10 protein-coding genes are annotated in these 17,827 nt (G+C 31.2%); 1 reads left to right on the forward strand and 9 read right to left on the reverse strand.

Going from position 1 to position 17,827, the window contains the following annotated elements; translation table 11 throughout:
* Window positions 1–767: 767 nt before the first annotated feature.
* The 5 genes from L0U72_RS07925 to L0U72_RS07945 all read right to left on the reverse strand — a co-directional run bounded on the left by L0U72_RS07925 (window position 768) and on the right by L0U72_RS07945 (window position 10,475).
* Entirely contained in the window at window positions 768–3,017 is a 2,250-nt protein-coding gene (locus tag L0U72_RS07925) for an inorganic phosphate transporter (protein ID WP_233898830.1), read from the reverse strand.
* Window positions 3,018–3,090: 73 nt separating this feature from the next.
* Window positions 3,091–4,293 (reverse strand): porin, encoded by a 1,203-nt coding sequence (locus L0U72_RS07930; RefSeq protein ID WP_233898831.1) that lies wholly within the window; start codon window positions 4,291–4,293, stop codon window positions 3,091–3,093.
* Between the two features lie 233 nt (window positions 4,294–4,526).
* Window positions 4,527–5,411: a metallophosphoesterase gene (locus tag L0U72_RS07935; protein WP_101918656.1), complete on the reverse strand. Its 885-nt coding sequence runs from the start codon at window positions 5,409–5,411 to the stop codon at window positions 4,527–4,529.
* Between the two features lie 84 nt (window positions 5,412–5,495).
* Entirely contained in the window at window positions 5,496–7,568 is a 2,073-nt protein-coding gene (locus tag L0U72_RS07940; protein ID WP_233898832.1) for a DUF5689 domain-containing protein, read from the reverse strand.
* Between the two features lie 90 nt (window positions 7,569–7,658).
* Window positions 7,659–10,475 (reverse strand): carboxypeptidase-like regulatory domain-containing protein, encoded by a 2,817-nt coding sequence (locus L0U72_RS07945; protein WP_233898833.1) that lies wholly within the window; start codon window positions 10,473–10,475, stop codon window positions 7,659–7,661.
* 150 nt (window positions 10,476–10,625) lie between these two features.
* Between L0U72_RS07945 and L0U72_RS07950 the strand changes: the two genes are divergently transcribed.
* A complete protein-coding gene (locus tag L0U72_RS07950; protein WP_233898834.1) occupies window positions 10,626–11,711 on the forward strand; it encodes an endonuclease/exonuclease/phosphatase family protein in 1,086 nt (361 codons plus the stop codon).
* A gap of 555 nt (window positions 11,712–12,266) precedes the next feature.
* Here the strand turns inward: L0U72_RS07950 and L0U72_RS07955 are convergent.
* The 4 genes from L0U72_RS07955 to rimP form a co-directional block, all read right to left on the reverse strand.
* Window positions 12,267–12,611: a hypothetical protein gene (locus L0U72_RS07955; protein ID WP_101918652.1), complete on the reverse strand. Its 345-nt coding sequence runs from the start codon at window positions 12,609–12,611 to the stop codon at window positions 12,267–12,269.
* A 279-nt stretch (window positions 12,612–12,890) separates the two neighbouring features.
* Window positions 12,891–15,821 carry a translation initiation factor IF-2 gene (gene infB / locus L0U72_RS07960; protein ID WP_233898835.1) on the reverse strand — a complete coding sequence of 977 codons (2,931 nt, stop codon included), beginning with the start codon at window positions 15,819–15,821 and terminating at the stop codon, window positions 12,891–12,893.
* 187 nt (window positions 15,822–16,008) lie between these two features.
* Complete coding sequence (nusA, locus tag L0U72_RS07965) at window positions 16,009–17,265, reverse strand: transcription termination factor NusA (RefSeq protein ID WP_233883380.1); 1,257 nt, start codon at window positions 17,263–17,265, stop codon at window positions 16,009–16,011.
* Between the two features lie 12 nt (window positions 17,266–17,277).
* Window positions 17,278–17,739, reverse strand: coding sequence for a ribosome assembly cofactor RimP (rimP, locus tag L0U72_RS07970; protein WP_101918649.1), 462 nt, complete (start codon window positions 17,737–17,739; stop codon window positions 17,278–17,280).
* Between the last annotated feature and the right edge of the window lie 88 nt (window positions 17,740–17,827).

Below are 17,827 nucleotides of genomic sequence, written 5' to 3' on the forward strand. Positions count from 1 at the left end.
GCCAGGATCAAACTCTTCATTGTATATTTTAAATAATATTTAATGAATAAGTTTCAAAAGAATTTGTTCTAAATTAATAGAACGTGGTTATTCTACTCTTATTTACGCTGTCAATTTCAATATTTTCAATGAACGTGTCGAGTCGACACACTTTTTTGTAGAAATGCTAGAATTGAACTAACTGATTTTTAGCTTAAAAATCATTCCAAAATTTCTTGATCGTTTCTCGCTTTAGTGTATTTCTTAAAGCGGTTGCAAATATACATTTTTTAATTTGTTTTAAACAAGCTAAATTTAACTTATTTTTTACATTTTATTAATGTGATACTTAACGATATTTTAATGAACCTTGTTAACTTTTAAACTTGCGTTTTGTTGTTAGCGGTTGCAAATCTACATCCTTTTATTGGACTGACAAGGGCTTTTATTTGTTTATTTTTGAAGTATTTTACTAATCACTGATTTTCAAAGAATTAAACCTTAATTATTATTTATCATAAACAAAGTTTGAACGACATTAATTTCCCCATTTTTAACTCTTATTACTATCGGCACGAGCAAGATACTCGCGATAGCGTATAAAAAACGAAACTAAATAGCTAAAAATAAACACGGTAAATAGACTTAGCCCCGATTGAAGCTTTGTTTGAGCTCTTTTTTTGATTTTTCTTCAAAAAAAAGCGAGTGCGGAAAGCGGGAAATAGCTCCCAAAAAAAAACCGAGTGAAATTCACTCGGTTCTTCTAAATAAAATGATAAGCTATAAATCTATATCTTTTTACTGCTTATATGGAACTCTTCGTAAGTTTCTAATAAACTCATCAATGCCGAAACTAAATCTTGTGTCTCTAACAAAATACTGAAATATAACGTAGTGTTTTTTGGACTCGCCTCATCAGTTCTTATACGAGCAACCTGCTTCTCTATTGATGATGAAATATTCTTTAATAACTGCTTCTTCTCATTAATAATAACTTCTAACTTATTGAAATCTCGAGACTCAAAAGTAACACTAATATCATCTAATAATTTTGAAAGTGTCGTATCAATATGCTTTAAATCAGCCAACTGATCCTTCTTTAAATTCTTGTGATTATTATTAACATGCTTAAAACTTGCACTTGAAATATAACTAATCGATTGTGCAACATCCTGTAAATAACCCAAAACTAAAATGTAAAATCTACTCGCTTGTACTGAAGTATCATCTAACGATTTAATAAAGTAAAAAACACCGTCTTTTAACTCATCTATCTCATCATTTAACTTTCCTACATGCTTATCTGTTTTACGTAACTTATTTAAATCATGTGTTGCTAAATCATCTACAACATTCGTGAATAATTTATTTACACGAGTAGCAACTCCTGCAATATGATCTGCACTTTCTTCAATTACACCGTTAATCGTAATTAATTCAGCTCTTTTAAAGTGAATTTTACTTTCAACTTCTTTTGATTTTTTCTTGTGAATTAACGTATTTCTTCCGATTAATAACGCAACAACTAATAATAATACAGGAATCATCACCATACTAAAACTAATTAAATACGCCACTAATGCCGCTGCTAAAAAGGCTGTAATCGCTGTTAAAAACCAACCTCCAATTACATTAATTACACCTGCCACTCGATAAACAGCACTTTCACGTCCCCAAGCTCTATCGGCTAATGAAGTACCCATTGCGACCATAAAAGTTACATAAGTTGTTGATAACGGTAACTTTAATGATGTTGCAATTGATATCAAAATACCAGCAACAACTAAGTTTACTGAAGCTCTTACTAAATCAAAAGCAGGCATTTCGTATGTTTTATCCTTCGGTAATTCGATAACTGGTTTTTGAAATTTAGAATCAATAAAAACCAATGCCTTTGGTGGTGAAACTCTTCGGATAACAAAATTTACAACCATCGAAGATCTTACTATAATTCTTGATAAAGGATTTGCCTGAAACTTCTCATGCCCTTCTCCTTGTCTTGATAAATCAATCCCTGTTTTAATAACTTTTTGTGCCTTACTTGACGTCCATAAAGTTGCCACCATAATCGCTCCTGCAATTAATAATAAATACACGTTTGATGGCACTTTTTCAGCTAAAATTCCCATTGAAAAAGCATCCGCAGAAACCCCTGAAGTTTGCCAAGCTTGATATGAATTCCAAGCAGCAATTGGTACACCAACGAAATTTACCAAATCATTCCCTGAAAAGGCCATCGCTAATGAAAAAGTACCAACTCCAATAATAAATTTTAAGACATTTACTTTAAAAAAGCTAATCAATACTTGAGAAATTAAACTCCAAGCAACAAAACTTCCCGCAATAATAAATAAGGTATTTCCTTCAATTAAATTTCCAATACTTTTATAATAAGGTGTTCCTTTTAATCCTTTGATGATAATAAAATAAGTAATTGCTGTAATTGCAAAACCACCAAATAAAGCACTCATATAGGTAGGTCTTTTCTCAAAATTAAAAGAGTAAATCAATCTTGATACAAATTGAACCAAAGCACCTACAGAAAAGGCGACTACTACCGAAAGTAGTATTCCAAAAATAATTTTAGTAGCTTGTTCATGATTGATATAATTCCAAATATCAGAGAATGACTGTGTTTCGTTTGATGATATTTTTAATAATGAAATACAAACTGCCGCCCCTAACAATTCAAATACAATTGAAACTGTTGTCGAGGTTGGCATTCCTAACGAATTAAAGATGTCTAATAACAAGACATCAGTAATCATTACTGCCATAAATATAAACATGATATCTTGAAACATGAACATATTAGGATTAAAAATCCCTTTACGTGCAACTTCCATCATTCCACTAGAAGTGATTGCTCCAAAGAACACACCAACACTAGCGATTATCATAATGTTTCTAACCTTAATGGCCTTAGAACCAATTGCTGAATTTAAGAAATTTACAGCATCGTTACTAACTCCTACAACCAAATCGACAATAGCTAAAACAGCTAAAGCAACTAGCATTAAAATATATGGATCCCCCATTTTTTATTTTTTATTTTTTTTGACAAATCTACAAACACTCTTATAGTGTCAATGTTAGGTTTACGTTATTTTTTTAAAAGTGAATATCTATTTGTAAGCGTCCGATAAACTTATTATTTCCAATAACTAAATCGGTATAACTAACATCTGTTTGCACTTTTAATTTGTGTCCTGAAATGTATTTTGAAACTCCTAAAGTATACTGATTTTCAGCAGCTTTACGTGTTATTTTCTCATCTAAATTGATACTTGTATACCGTGCTGAAACTTCCCATTTTTCAGAAATTAAATAGCCTGTTTGCAAATTTAATCCGTTACCAACTTGAACAATATCACCTGTTAAGGTTCCGTCAGAATTTTTTGCTAGCGGATTTTTAGCATCTCTATATGCATATTCTCCCATAAAAGAAAATCCTTTATATTTAAACATTGCATCAACAAAAATGGTTGAAATATTCGTTTGATAAAAACCGATATCATTTTTCATATATACGCCTTGATTTCCCTTGTTTTTAACAGCATTATTATTAAAATCATAACTAAAACCGATAGCTAATTTCGATGTTTTTTCTCGTTTCAAATCACCGCCTTTATAATCACCTTTATTGGTAAAAGTACCGAATGGTAAAAACTCAATCCGAGCCGTATATTGATGCCCTCCAAGGTTTTCAGTAGTTACATTTCTTCCTTCCCCTTGTGCTATTGAAAACGTTTCTCTAACGATAAAGTTATCGGCTATTTTAAAGTGATGTTTTAATTGTACGCCTAAATCTCTATCAATATTAAATCGTTTATTTAACAAAGAGCGATCAACCATTTGAAGATTTCCTGAAGAAATAATACGTTCTCTATTTCCAGGTAATTTTGTTTGTCCTATCCATACTTCAAAATTTTCATAGAAATTCCATTTTAAAACGGCATCTAAAATATATCTTGGTGCATTGTTTGTAAATTCAGTAGCACCTCCGATATCATTATTAGAGAGTCCTAATTCTAATTTATATTTCAATTTAGGTGAAAGGGCAAATCCATTAAATTTTAATCTGGCTCTACGAACTAAGAAAGTTGAGGAAGGATTTGAGATTCCATTTGAATTAACATTAAATTGAGCGGTTGTTAAAAATTGCATTCTTGCCGCAATATTCATAGCCCATGTGCTATCTTTTGCTACTAAATTAAACAGTCCTTTTCCGAATTTTGGGGTATCTATTTGTTGCGCATAAGTATACGACAACAGAAAAACACCTACAAGTGTAAGTTTTTTTTGAAGATTCATTAGGTATTGGCTACTAGTTTTTGTCGAGTGCAAAGAACCAATACTAACGTTAATTTACTGTAAAGAGTATGTTAAATAAAAACTACCTTGGCCAGAGGTAGTAAGTCTGATAAATAGTCGACAAAAACTAATATATACCAAATGACTTTCTACTTATAATAAGATGTGTCAAAAATATCTATTCCTTTTTATTTTAATATTATCTGTGGTTTAATAAATTGTTATTTTAAGCATTAAATGTAGGCTGTAATATCATTTGGACCTTCCAAAATGGTTTTTACAATTTGCATTGTACCGTTTTCATTGGTGATAACATGCCATTTAATGAGTGTAATTTGATTATTTTGAATTTCAAGTCCTGTAATACAGCGAGGATGCACGCAACTTCCGTCATTAAAATGTGGTAATTCATCGACACTTGGAAAACGTGGACGATGCGTATGTCCAGTAATAATCATTTGATTATTATTTTTTCGAATCCATTTTTCGAGTCGATGTTCAACTTTTATGAGTTCTTTAAAATTTTGAGCAGGACTCGTAGGATCTTTAATTCCAACAACTTGTAGTGGTCTCCATAGATATCGAACAAGAAATCGGCTAAATTTCCAAAAAGTATAATTAAACCAATCTGCTTGATGTCCGTGTACTAAAAAGATTGATTTTCCATTTTCTTTTTCCAATCGAATAGCTTCAGAGAAAGCAGGATTTACGAATAATTCTTGTTTTTTTCCATTAGCAGAATCAATATAAGTGCTTAAATTTTTGATTACTTTTTTCGGATTTTTATAATCCATATCATGATTTCCCCAAATAAAGTGAAGTTGTTTTTTCAGATGAAATTCTTTCAATAGAAGAAAAATATCTTTGTGAGCGTTAAAGATATCTGAAAATTTATTTTCCCAAAGTTCATCGCCATCTCCTAGTTCGATATAGGTGAATTCTTTTTGTAAATATTGCGACAAAGCATATTGAAATATTTCTCTATTATGAGAAAAGTCGTCTGCAAAACTATTATCACCTCTATGACAATCTGAAAATAAAATATATTTAGAGGTTTTATCTAAAGGTAATTTTTTGGCTTTTTTAAAAGCATTTGTAATTCTTCTATTTGATGACATCTTATTTATTTACATGCTAAAAAAGCGTAAAAAACCAAGTTTTAAGGCTTGGTTTTCTGTTTTATTTTTTGTGCTATAAATATATTATTTTTTTCCTACGGATAAAAAATCATCTTTATCTTTTACTATCCATTCCGAATTTTCGGGTGTCGTTCCTTTGCTTACTACCCAATCTGTATTTCCTTTTGTGATATTTTTCTTTCTAATTAAAGTATGATTCAGTGTTCCATTAGTAACGCCAGCCACGTCCCAACCTTTTCCTGGATCTTCACCTACTTGTCCTATAACATCAATAATTAGGTCATTTTTCTTTAAGATAATTGCATCATCACCATTAAAAGAAATCACACTAGATGTAACATCGCCTTGTTTTTTAATAGCGTCTATTGCTTTGGAATTATAGACCACTAATACAGCGTCTTTTGCCAGATTTACATTTGATAAACTACTTAACTTCAGTGTTCTATATTTTTCAGTAGCTCCGTTAATATATAATTCGATACTATAATCTGACATATCAATTTCTTGATTAGTACCATTATAAATTTCGATATATTTATTATTGCTACTTCCTTTTGCGTATTCAGAAAAGAACAGTTCATCGCTTAAAGTTGTATCTGATGTTGGCGGAATAACAGGGGGTGTAACGACTGCGGGTGTACAATCATACGTTTTAGTAAAATTAATTGCATCGAGTTTATTTATATGTATATAAACGCCTTGATTTTGAGTCATTATTCCTGTAATTGTTCCTTTTTTAGATGCTACTTTCGTTGTTGAAAACGTGGCTGTTTTTGGTATTGGATATATTTTTAATTCGTTTGTACAATCGGAGGTTAGGATATTTTCACCTTGATAATTTTTAGTAATATCTTTAAATTGCACGTCTTGAATTTGGATTAATTTACTTTGATATTCATCTGTTAAAGCTTGTTCGATGGTAATTATTTCGGGAGTTGGTAGCGTTCCTGAAGTTTTATTGCTAATATTTGACGGACTTAGATTTAAGGTTAGTAATCCTTTTTCTTTTGATAAAAATAATCCTCCGACGGTTATTTCAATTTCATCGCCAATTTTCAAGCTATGTTTATCGGTAAAATTTAGGGCAATTCCTGCGGAAGTATCTTGAGCAAAAGCATTTTTGGTTGTGATATTTCCATTTGAATCATCGGAAGTAATGATTACTTTTATTTTAAAATTTTGATAAATTCTTGTTTTGTTTTCTGCTAATTTGTCTTTTGCTGTTTTATTTGAAGGTTTATTTGAAGATTTATTACTGATAAATAATTTTCTTAATTCTTTTACGGAGGTCATTGTTGGATTGTTAAAACAGCCGTATTCTTGTGTAAAATCGACATCATTTAAATCTCTAATGGTCAATTGTTTTTTATTTTCGATACGATTAAAAACACCTGTAATACTTCCTTTTTTATCAGGAATTAACAAAGTGCTGTAAGTTGCAAAAATACTATTTACCATGGTTATAGTATCGGAACTAGTACATGAAACGAGTTTTCTATCAACCGTATATATTGAGTTTCCAGGTTTTGGTGATGCGTATTTCAGTCCTTTTTTTTGAGCTTGTATGTCGGTTATTTTAACAAGAATATTTTGATGTTTCTCTGTTAATTCATCGCTTTTTAGCGTGATTGGAATTATGCTATCTATTTCGGGAGTTCTGTCGATAAATTTCACATAATCATGAACGCCAATTCCGTAAATACCGTTTCCGAAAGCATTTTCAGCACCTAATTGATAGCTTCCGTCTTTATTTTTATTTAGAAAGAGTCCTTTTAATTTGAGTATTATTTTTCTTCCTACGGCGTATCGTTGATTTAATTTTGTATCATTTATTTTTATTTCGAAACCGATAGTTGGATTCTCTGGAGCATCTTGCACAAAAAGTGATTTATAGAAATTTCCTTCTCTATCGCTTGAATTTACGTAAGCGTAAGTTGTTATTTCGTCTTTAAATTCGACTAATTTTCCTTTGTATAAATCGGCAATTTCTTTTAAGGATGTTATATTTTGATATTCTTTTTGATTTTTTAGGCTAGGAATTTTAAAATCATCATCTTTTATACAGGAAGTAAAAATGGAGATTAAAAAGATAATAACGGCTAATTTTGATATAGTTATTCTGTTTATTTTCTGCATTTTGATATTTTACTTTTTTAATGTTTTAATATTTTTTGATTTTTTCAAGAATATTTTCAAGAATCTTTTGAGTTTTTTTCTGTGTCTTTTTTAAAATCGATAATTAACATTTAGAAAATAGGTTGCGCCTCTACCGTACCAATATTTGCTAGAAAAGCTTGGCGTTTGGTTGGCATTATCGTTATTTTCTAGTTGATAATTGGCGGTTCTACCTTGTTCGTAGCCTCCTGTTTTGTATTCTTTATGTAAGATATTTGTTGCACTCGCAAAGAATCCGATATATTTATTTTTAGCAATTCTCCAAGTTTTTCCACCGATAGCATTTAGTGTTGGATAACTATCAAATTTTTCTTGGGATAATAATTTTCGAGCAGTATTAGGGTCATATTCAGGGAAGAATTGAGTATCATCGCTAATAAAAGACGTGGTTCTTTTTATTGGCGAAACATCGACATAAGCCTCACTTAAATAATTGGCAGTTACGCCAAAAAACCAATATTCAGGGTCTCGATATTCAAATCCGAAGGAATATACTTTTTGTGGTCCTGAAGCGATTTTATAATTTTTAAGCATTGTTTTTCCATAATTTTTGACACCTTTTGTATCGAAACCTGCTTTTTTTGAATCTTCGCTTATTTCTGATGCCAAGACAATATTTGGATTATTCGCATAGGAATATTGCCCGATATTTGCGGCGGCTTTGATTTTAAAACTTGCCAATACTTGTGCTTCAATTCCTAATTCTGTTCCAAAATGATTTTTTTTGATGCCTGTTACAATTTCTTGTACAAAAAGATTATCGGCACTGGTAAAATAAAATGCAATATCGGTATCGTTTGTAATTTGGGTATAAAATCCAGTTAATTTTGCGGTAACAAACGGCGTTCTTAGAATATAACTGATATCGAGTGCGTTTGTTTTGGGCATTATTTCGGCTATTTTTAGCTGATGTACTTGATTAACGGTTAAGTTATTAGCTCTTGAATTGGCAAAAGAATTTCGAATTGACGGTGCTTTTTTAAGATATGCCCCATTAAAATCGATTAGATGTCTTCCAGAGATTTTGTAAGTAATTCCTGCTTTGATTCCGTATCCGAGGAAGTTTAATTTTTCAGATTTCCCAAAAGAAGTTGGTATTTCAGGATTTGTGGCATCACCAGGATAAATTCCATTTTTATACAAACCATTTCGTTGATAACTGGTGTTTTTCATGGTTCCTGCGATAAAAAAATCTGCTTTATGATATTTGAATTGTAATTGAGTAAAACCGCCATATACATCGGCATTTAGCTCATAATTATATTTAAATCGGTCTCCTTTTTTCACAATTCTATTAGGATTTAATAAATCATTTTGATAGTCTGCTTGTCCTAAATTTCCAAACTTATTGATATCTAAATAACCTTCTGCTCCAAATAAATCGAGGACACTTGCAAAATTTTCGGAGTTTAATTTTTGATAAAATGCGCTAGTTGTCAGTGCTATATTTTCTGATATTTCGGAATTTAAAATACTATTTACGCTCCATTGTTTGTCATCATTTCTGTCTTCATATTGTGCAAATAGGGCATTTTCTTTACTATTTTGATTTCCGATATATAAATCTTTCCAATTTAATTGTCCATCATTTTTAAAATTGACTAATGATTTGTAGGCATTTTCGTGGTCGATTTTATAATCATCATTTAAAAAATAGTTGGGTAATTTTCGATAATATGTTGGACTTGGGTCGTTTCCGCCGTTAAAATCGATGCGACTATTTCCAATTTCTCCAAATTGATAAGCGATACCCGTTTGCAGTCGTGTTTTTGGGTTGATATTCCAATAATGGTTTAACATTATCAAGGGTTCATCGACTCTTTTAATTCGGGCATTTCTAATTTTTCGTTGTTGATATCCCCAATATGGATTGTATTTAATTCCTTTGATATCGTACACTTCTTGGGTATTTGCTGCTGCTTTTCCTCGATGATTTTGAGTAAAAATTCCTGTAAAATTGATACTATGTTTTTGATTCAGCACATTTTCGGCGCTTATAAAAAATGAATTTGCATTGTAGGAAGCACCTTCTGTAAATCCTTGATTTGCATATCTTTTACTTGCAGAAACGGCAATTGCCCAATTATTTTTAAGGATACCTGTGGCATACATTGCCATAAATCGGTGTGTGTAACTTCTGTTTGAGGAAGCATAAGAAATGCGTCCTCCTTGGCGATATTCGGAAGCACGAGTACTCATATTTGTTGCTCCTAAAACGCCTCCAAACGTATGGTTTGAGGGTGATAATCCATTACTAAAATCTTGATTTCGCAGCACATCATTTAAGCCTCCCCAATTGCTCCACTGTGGTCTTCCGTTGTATAATTTATTCATTTCAATACCGTTGATAAGTATTTTTGCATTATCCGAATCGAGTCCTTTTATCCTATAAAAAGAAGAACTCCATTCAAAAGCGGCGGCACGTAAATAGGTATCTTTAGTGGCTTGTAATAGTCCTGAAATATTATCGGCGGTACTTTCATCGTCATTTAATTCGTCATCGGTAAGTATAATTGTACTTACATCATCATATACTTGGATATTTTCATATAAAAAAATAGTACCTAAATTGATGTTTTTATCGGTTACTAGTATGGGAAAATATTGAGTTTCGAATCCTTTAAAAGAAATGATAAGTTGTTGTTTTTCTTCTGATATCCTTTTTGATATTCCTTTTAAATGAAAAACGCCGTTTGAATTTGTAAGGGTTTTTATTTCTGAAGTTTTTGCATTTTTTAGTATGATAGTAACGCCTTGTAATGGAATTTCAGTATCGGCATGAATAACAACACCTTTTACACTACTTTGTGCATTTACAATTTCAAAAAATAATAAGAATAAAACGATTGTTACTATAAAATCACGCATAAAACCTTGTTAAAAATAAATATTATTTTGTTTTGAAAAATAGAAATACGTTGTGTTTAGCTTGTTAAGTTATCATTATGCTATTTATTTAATATATTATGTTTTTGTAATTAATTTTTGTGTTTCTTTAGCGTATTAATTTTTATTTAGATGAAAAACATTTTTTTATGGTTATTGGTTAGTTGTATGATTTGTGTTTCTTTTTCGGAATGTTTTTCACAATCGGCACAAAAGAAATATAAAATACGAACTGTTGGATTTTACAATCTTGAAAATCTTTTTGATACGGTAAATGATATCGAAAAAAATGATGAAGCGAGTCCTATTATGGAAATTAAGGGTGATAAGCAACAAATTTACTGGGATAAAATTGATAAACTTGGCGATGTTATTTTACAATTAGGAGCTGAAAAAACAAAAACGAGTCCTGCAATTTTGGGTGTTGCTGAGGTTGAGAATCGGAAAGTTTTGGAAGATTTGGTCGCTTCAAAAAACCTTAAAGATAAAAATTACGATATTATTCATTTTGATTCTCCAGATAAACGAGGTATTGATGTGGGTTTATTATATCAAAAAAGATATTTTAAACCGATTCATTATCAGGCTTTCAATCCTGGAATTTATCGTGATGGCAGAAAAGTTCACACTCGTGATATTTTATGGGTTGCTGGATATTTGGATAATGAATTAATACATATTTTGGTTAATCATTGGCCATCTCGCCGAGGAGGTGAGGCAAAAAGTCGTCCCTTGCGTGAAAAGGCAGCGTATAAAGTAACTCAAATTATTGAAAAAATAAGAGTTGATACTCCGAAGGCAAAAATTTTAATTATGGGTGATTTTAATGATGATCCTATTAATAGTAGTCTTAAAAATGTTTTAAAAACGGTTTCAAAAAAGAAGTTACTTCAAGAAAATGATTTGTATAATCCTTATGAAAATATGTTTCGTCGTGGTTTTAATACGTTAGGATATCGAGATAATATAAATTTATTTGATCAAATTATCATCAGTAGTGAGTTGGTTGCTTTTGATAAAAAGAATGATTTTTCCACTTTTAAAATGTTCAAAGCGGGTATTTTCAACAAGCGATTTTTAACCGAAAAAAAGGGTCGTTATAAAGGTTATCCTTTTAGAAGTTTTTCTTATGGAAAATATACAGGAGGTTACAGCGACCATTATCCGGTGTATCTGTATTTAATCAAAGAGCTTGATGAAAATATTAAAAAAGAATAGTGTTTTAGTATTTTTTTTTATTTTTTGGAGCTATTTCCCGCTTTCCGCACTCGCTTTTTTTTTGAAGAAAAATCAAAAAAAGAGCTCAAACAATTGCTTCAATCGGGGCTAAGTCTATTTATTGTATTTGTTTTTCAGCTATTTAGTTTCGTTTTTTTTATGCTATCGCGAGTATCTTACTCGTACCGATAAAAATAAGAGTTAAAAATAGAAAACTAAAAATACATAAATAATCTATCAGTTCGAGTACTTTTTTTCTTTCAAAAAAAATGGTATCGAGATTTTTTTTAGCATCAAAATTTATCAACACAAAATAACTCAAATTCTCGATATCATTTTTAATTCCTTTTAGACATTAAAATCACTCGAATTGACAAAATCATCAAAAAAAGGAAATAACTACGGCAAATCAGGATGCGAAACTGAAATAAATTCCCTTTGACGCATTTTTATTTTAAAACAAGGGGTTTTAACCCCTTGCCATACTATTTTGATGTTACAAACATTTTTGGAATAAAATTCAAACAGGCTCTCAGATGAAATTTAAACAGTTTCTTAGTTATTACAGATACCATTTAAGTATTTATTTATCTGCATTTGAAAGAGAGTTCCTTTTAATAAATCATGTATTTGTTCGAGTTCAACAGCGGAAACGGCCAAACTTATTTTATCCGAAGGAGTTTGTAATAAGATAGATTTACAGTTTTGACCTTTGATACAAGTAGCACAATTTTTTTGACTTTTTGAATGGATTACTTTTTCTGAAAATTCTTCGATTTCATTTTCAGTTAAATGAAAACCAGTATCTCTGAATATTATCTGGACTAAACGATTATTAGCTTCTTTCCAACAAAACGAAATTCCAATATTATTATCGTATATTTTTAGAACACCTTCCATAGTTACTTTTTTAAATGCTTATTAATACTTTTTATATGGAAGCAAATATATCATTTTCTTTCATTTATTTAGATTTATTCTAAATAAAATGTATTTTTTAAATAGTAGTGACGAACTTATGTGTTCGCCCACTTTTGATTTGTTAATTTGTTTAATTATTAATTTTGATTACAATTAGTAAAGAAAAAAGAAAGGAAATCAGTAAATATTACGAACAAAAAAAGACAGCTTATATAAGCTGTCTTTTTAAAATTATAATTTTATGTTTTAAAACTTCTATTATTTAAGTTTTTTCTTAACGGCTATTTCGGTGTATGCTTCAATAACATCTCCTTCAATAATATCGTTATATCCTTTTATTTGAACACCACAATCGTATCCTTTTGTAACTTCTTTCACATCATCTTTGAAACGTTTTAATGATGTTAATACTCCATCATGAACAACGATTCCATCTCTAATAATACGGATTTTAGCATCTCTTGTAATTTTACCACTTATTACCATACAACCAGCAATGTTTCCAACTTTAGAGATTTTATAAACTTCTCTAATTTCCACATTACCAAGAATTTCTTCTTTCATTTCAGGAGATAACATTCCTTCCATGGCGTCTTTCAGGTCATTAATAGCGTCATAAATAATAGAATATGTTCTAATATCTACTTCTTCTCTATCGGCAACTACACGAGCATTTCCTTGCGGACGCACATTAAATCCAACGATAATTGCATCAGATGCGGTTGCTAATAATACATCAGATTCAGTAATTGCTCCAACTCCTTTATGTAAAATATTTACTTGAATTTCTTCTGTAGATAATTTCTGGAAAGAATCTGTTAATGCTTCTACGGAACCATCTACATCTCCTTTTAAGATAATGTTTAATTCTTTGAAATCTCCTAAGGCAATACGACGACCAATTTCGGCAAGTGTTAATGTTTTTTGCGTTCTTACAGATTGTTCACGTTGTAATTGAGAACGTTTTGCTGCAATTTGCTTCGCTTCACGCTCATCTTCAAATACATTAAACTTATCACCTGCTTGAGGCGCTCCGTCTAATCCTAAGATTGATACTGGTGTTGATGGTCCGGCAGCTAAAACTTTAGCTCCTTTATCATCAAACATAGCTCTAACTTTACCACTATGTTTTCCTGCTAAAATATAATCTCCAATTTTTAGAGTACCTGCTTGTACTAAAATTGTTGATACATATCCTCTACCTTTATCTAATAAAGCTTCTACAACTGCTCCTGTAGCTTTTTTATTAGGGTTTGCTTTTAATTCTAATATTTCAGCTTCTAGTAATACTTTTTCAAGTAATTCTTCAACTCCTTGCCCTGTTTTAGCTGAAATTTCTTGCGATTGAATATTTCCACCCCAATCTTCAACTAATAAATTCATCGCTGATAATTGTGTTTTAATATTATCAGGATTTGCGTTTTGCTTATCAATTTTGTTGATAGCAAATATAATTGGAACACCTGCAGCTTGTGCATGAGATATTGCTTCTTTTGTTTGAGGCATTACATCATCATCGGCAGCAACTACAATAATTACTAAATCGGTTACTTGAGCTCCACGAGCACGCATTGCTGTAAAGGCTTCGTGACCAGGTGTGTCTAAGAAGGCGATTTTTTGATCTCCAACTTGTACTGAATACGCACCAATATGTTGTGTAATTCCTCCTGATTCACCTTCAATTACATTTGCTTTACGAATATAATCTAACAGCGATGTTTTACCATGATCTACGTGACCCATTACGGTAATAATTGGCGCACGATTTATTAAATCTTCTGGTTTATCTTGAACTTCTTCAATAGACTCTTCTACTTCAGCGCCTACAAATTCTACTTTATAATTAAATTCTTCCGCAACAATAACTAATGTTTCCGCGTCTAAACGCTGATTCATAGTTACCATCATTCCAAGCATCATACAAGAAGAAATAATGTTTGTTACAGGAACATCCATCATGGTCGCAACTTCACTTACGGTAACAAATTCTGTTACTTTTAAGATTTTGTTATCTAACGCTTGTGCTTCTAATTCAGCTTCAGTGTGTTCTCTGTGCGCCTCTCTTTTATTTCTACGATATTTAGCTCCTTTTCCTCTTTTAGATTTCCCTTGAAGTCTTTCTAAAGTTTCACGTACTTGTTTTTGTACTTCAGCTTCAGTTGGTTCTTCTTTTTTAACGGCAGGTCTTTGAGCGGCTCTTCCTCTAAATGGGGTACGATTTCCTCCTGTTCTATTTTGAGCAGGTCTTACGGTTCTAGCGGTTCCTGTTGTTCTAGGAGTACCTGGTTTGCTAATTCTTTTACGCTTTCTTTTATCTGCGTCAGTTTTAGCTTCTGGTTTTTTCTTTTTAGGTCTTTCAAATTGTTTTAAATCAATTTTGATACCTGTAATTTTTGGACCATCAAGTTTTTTATACTGTGTTTTTAATTTCACAGCATTTTCGGCAGTAATTTCAACAGGTTTTTCTGTTTTTACTTCCTCAGGTTTTGTTTCTGTAACCTTTTTAACTTGTTTAACTTCTTTAATTTCTATTTTCTTAGGTGCTTCTCTTTTCACTACCTCTGGCTTAACTTCCTTATTTTTAACTTCTTTAGGTTGTTCAACCTTAACAAATTCCTTTTTAACAGCGATTTTTTTATTTTCTGTTATTTTCTCGACTACTTTTGCTGTTTTATCAACATTTTGAGCGGCATCAGCATTTGGAGTTTTGTCTGTTGTTTTTTCAATTGTTTTCTCAACAGTTTTAGTTTCTTGAACAGGTTTTTTAACGACCTTTTCTTCTGACACTATTTTTTCTGGTGATTTTTTTTCTTCAACAGCTTTACCTGTTTTGATATCAATTTTACCGACAGTTTTAAACTCTAATCTTTTCGCTTTGGCTTTTAAAACTTCTTGTTTTTTAGCTTCGTCTTCTAACCGTTTCTTTTCTTGTTCTTCTTCTGCACGTTGACGGTTAGCTTCCTTTTCCTTACGCTTTTCTTCGCTTACTTCTTTAGAGGCTACTTTCTTAGATTTATCTGTTTGAAATCCATCAAATAATATTTGATATTCTGCATCAGAAATTTTAGCAGTAGGACGTGCTTCTATTTTATGACCATTTTTAGCCAAGTGTTCTACAGCTCTATCTAAAGAAATGTTTAATTCTCTTAATACTTTATTAAGTCTTATTAATTTGTTGCCTTCAGCCATAAATTATTTTATACTTTATATTCAAAAAACACACTTTATACGTTAAGTATTCTTAATTTTAATTTTTTCTAAAATTAGAGAATAATTAAGTGGTATAGTTACGTTTTTTTTCTTTTTTGATCAGATTTTGCATTAATTATGATGAATTATCATCAATTAAATAGGAGACTGATTTCCTTTATGTTGATTATTCTTCAAATTCTTCTCTTAGAACTCGCTGAACATCTAATATTGTTTCTTCCTCTAAATCGGTTCTTTGTACTAACATTGAAACGTCTTTTTCAAGTACACTTTTCGCTGTTTCCAAACCTATTTTATTAAATTCTGCAATTACCCAGTCTTCTATTTCATCAGAAAACTCTGTTAATTCGACATCTTCTTCTTCAATTCCTTCACGTTGCACGTCAATTTCGTATCCTGTTAATTCGCTTGCTAAACGGATATTTACTCCTGAGCGTCCAATTGCTTTTGATACTTCTTCTGGTTTTAAAAGTACACTTACGCGTCCTTTTTTACCATTTTTTTCTTCCTCGTAAGGCTTAATATCTACGGATGTTACTTTTGCAGGGCTTAATGCTCTTGCAACAAATAACGCTTCATTTTTGGTATAATTAATTACATCGATATTTTCGTTTCCTAATTCACGAACAATTCCGTGGATACGAGAACCTTTAACACCAACACAGGCTCCTACAGGATCAATTCTATCATCGTACGAATCTACGGCAACTTTTGCTTTATCACCAGGAATTCTAGCTACGCCTTCAATGGTAATTAGTCCATCAAAAACTTCAGGAATTTCTTGCTCAAACAACTTCACTAAAAATGCTGGTGAAGTTCTTGATAAAATTATAGCGGGTTTATTCCCTCTTAATTCTACTGATTTTATAACACCACGAACGGAGTCTCCTTTTCTAAAGAAGTCAGAACGAATTTGTTCACTTTTCGGCAAAACGATTTCGTTTCCTTCATCATCTAACAAAATTACGGCATTATGACGAATATGATGTACTTCTGCACTATAAATTTCACCTTCTAAATCTTTAAAATGTTTAAAGATATTGGTACTATCGTGTTCTTGTATTTTAGAGATTAAGTTTTGACGTAATGCTAAAATTGCACGTCTACCTAAATCAATTAATTTTACTTCTTCGGATACATCTTCACCAATTTCAAAATCTGGTTCAATTCTTCTTGCTTCGGCAAGTTCTATTTCTTCATTATCATCTTCCGAAAAACCATCAGCAACAACAATTCTATTTCTCCAAATTTCTAAATCCCCTTTATCTGGGTTAATAATTATATCAAAGTTTTCATCAGAACCAAACCTACGTTTTAATGCTGCACGAAAAACTTCCTCTAAGATAGACATTAGAGTAACTCTATCTATACTTTTATTATCTTTAAACTCTGAAAATGACTCAATTAACGCAATATTTTCCATTTCATTCTCTTATTAAAATATGATCTTCACTTTTGCTTCCTTAATCTCTTCATACGGTAAAACTATTGTTTTCTCCACCGTATGTTTCCCTTTTCCGATTGGTTTAGGCTCTCTTGCTTTCCAAAACAGGGTGATGTTTTCATCCGTTGCTTGGGTTAACGTTCCTTCAAATTCTTCGGTTGCTGTTTTAACTTTCAGAATTCTGTTTATGTTCTTTTTATACTGACGTTTAACGGTAAGCGGATGTGCAATATCTGGCGTTGTTACTTCTAGTGAAAAATCATCTTCTTCTCTGTCTAGATTATGCTCTATTTTTCTACTAATACGCATACATTCATTCAAAGGAACACCTGAATCACCATCAACAATCACTTTTATTTTACTGTTTGCTAAAAACTGCAAATCAATTAAGAACAATGATTCATTTTCTAATAATGCTTCGTCTAATAATTCTTTAACTTTCTCTTGATTCATGCTACGGTATAAAAAGAGGGGACTCTCGTCCCCTGTATCAATCTAATTAATAAATTTGGTGCAAATATAGGAAGTTATTCATTAATAT

This window comes from Tenacibaculum piscium, from assembly GCF_021390755.1.
GTDB classification, from domain to species: domain Bacteria; phylum Bacteroidota; class Bacteroidia; order Flavobacteriales; family Flavobacteriaceae; genus Polaribacter; species Polaribacter piscius.

What these genes read in the sequence shown, in the direction of transcription:
- nusA (WP_233883380.1), bottom strand. Translation starts at nt 17,265, where the DNA reads ATGGAAAATATTGCGTTAATTGAGTCATTTTCAGAGTTTAAAGATAAT.
- L0U72_RS07945 (WP_233898833.1), bottom strand. Translation starts at nt 10,475, where the DNA reads ATGCGTGATTTTATAGTAACAATCGTTTTATTCTTATTATTTTTTGAA.
- infB (WP_233898835.1), bottom strand. Translation starts at nt 15,821, where the DNA reads ATGGCTGAAGGCAACAAATTAATAAGACTTAATAAAGTATTAAGAGAA.
- L0U72_RS07930 (WP_233898831.1), bottom strand. Translation starts at nt 4,293, where the DNA reads ATGAATCTTCAAAAAAAACTTACACTTGTAGGTGTTTTTCTGTTGTCG.
- L0U72_RS07935 (WP_101918656.1), bottom strand. Translation starts at nt 5,411, where the DNA reads ATGTCATCAAATAGAAGAATTACAAATGCTTTTAAAAAAGCCAAAAAA.
- L0U72_RS07955 (WP_101918652.1), bottom strand. Translation starts at nt 12,611, where the DNA reads ATGGAAGGTGTTCTAAAAATATACGATAATAATATTGGAATTTCGTTT.
- L0U72_RS07925 (WP_233898830.1), bottom strand. Translation starts at nt 3,017, where the DNA reads ATGGGGGATCCATATATTTTAATGCTAGTTGCTTTAGCTGTTTTAGCT.
- L0U72_RS07950 (WP_233898834.1), top strand. Translation starts at nt 10,626, where the DNA reads ATGAAAAACATTTTTTTATGGTTATTGGTTAGTTGTATGATTTGTGTT.
- L0U72_RS07940 (WP_233898832.1), bottom strand. Translation starts at nt 7,568, where the DNA reads ATGCAGAAAATAAACAGAATAACTATATCAAAATTAGCCGTTATTATC.
- rimP (WP_101918649.1), bottom strand. Translation starts at nt 17,739, where the DNA reads ATGAATCAAGAGAAAGTTAAAGAATTATTAGACGAAGCATTATTAGAA.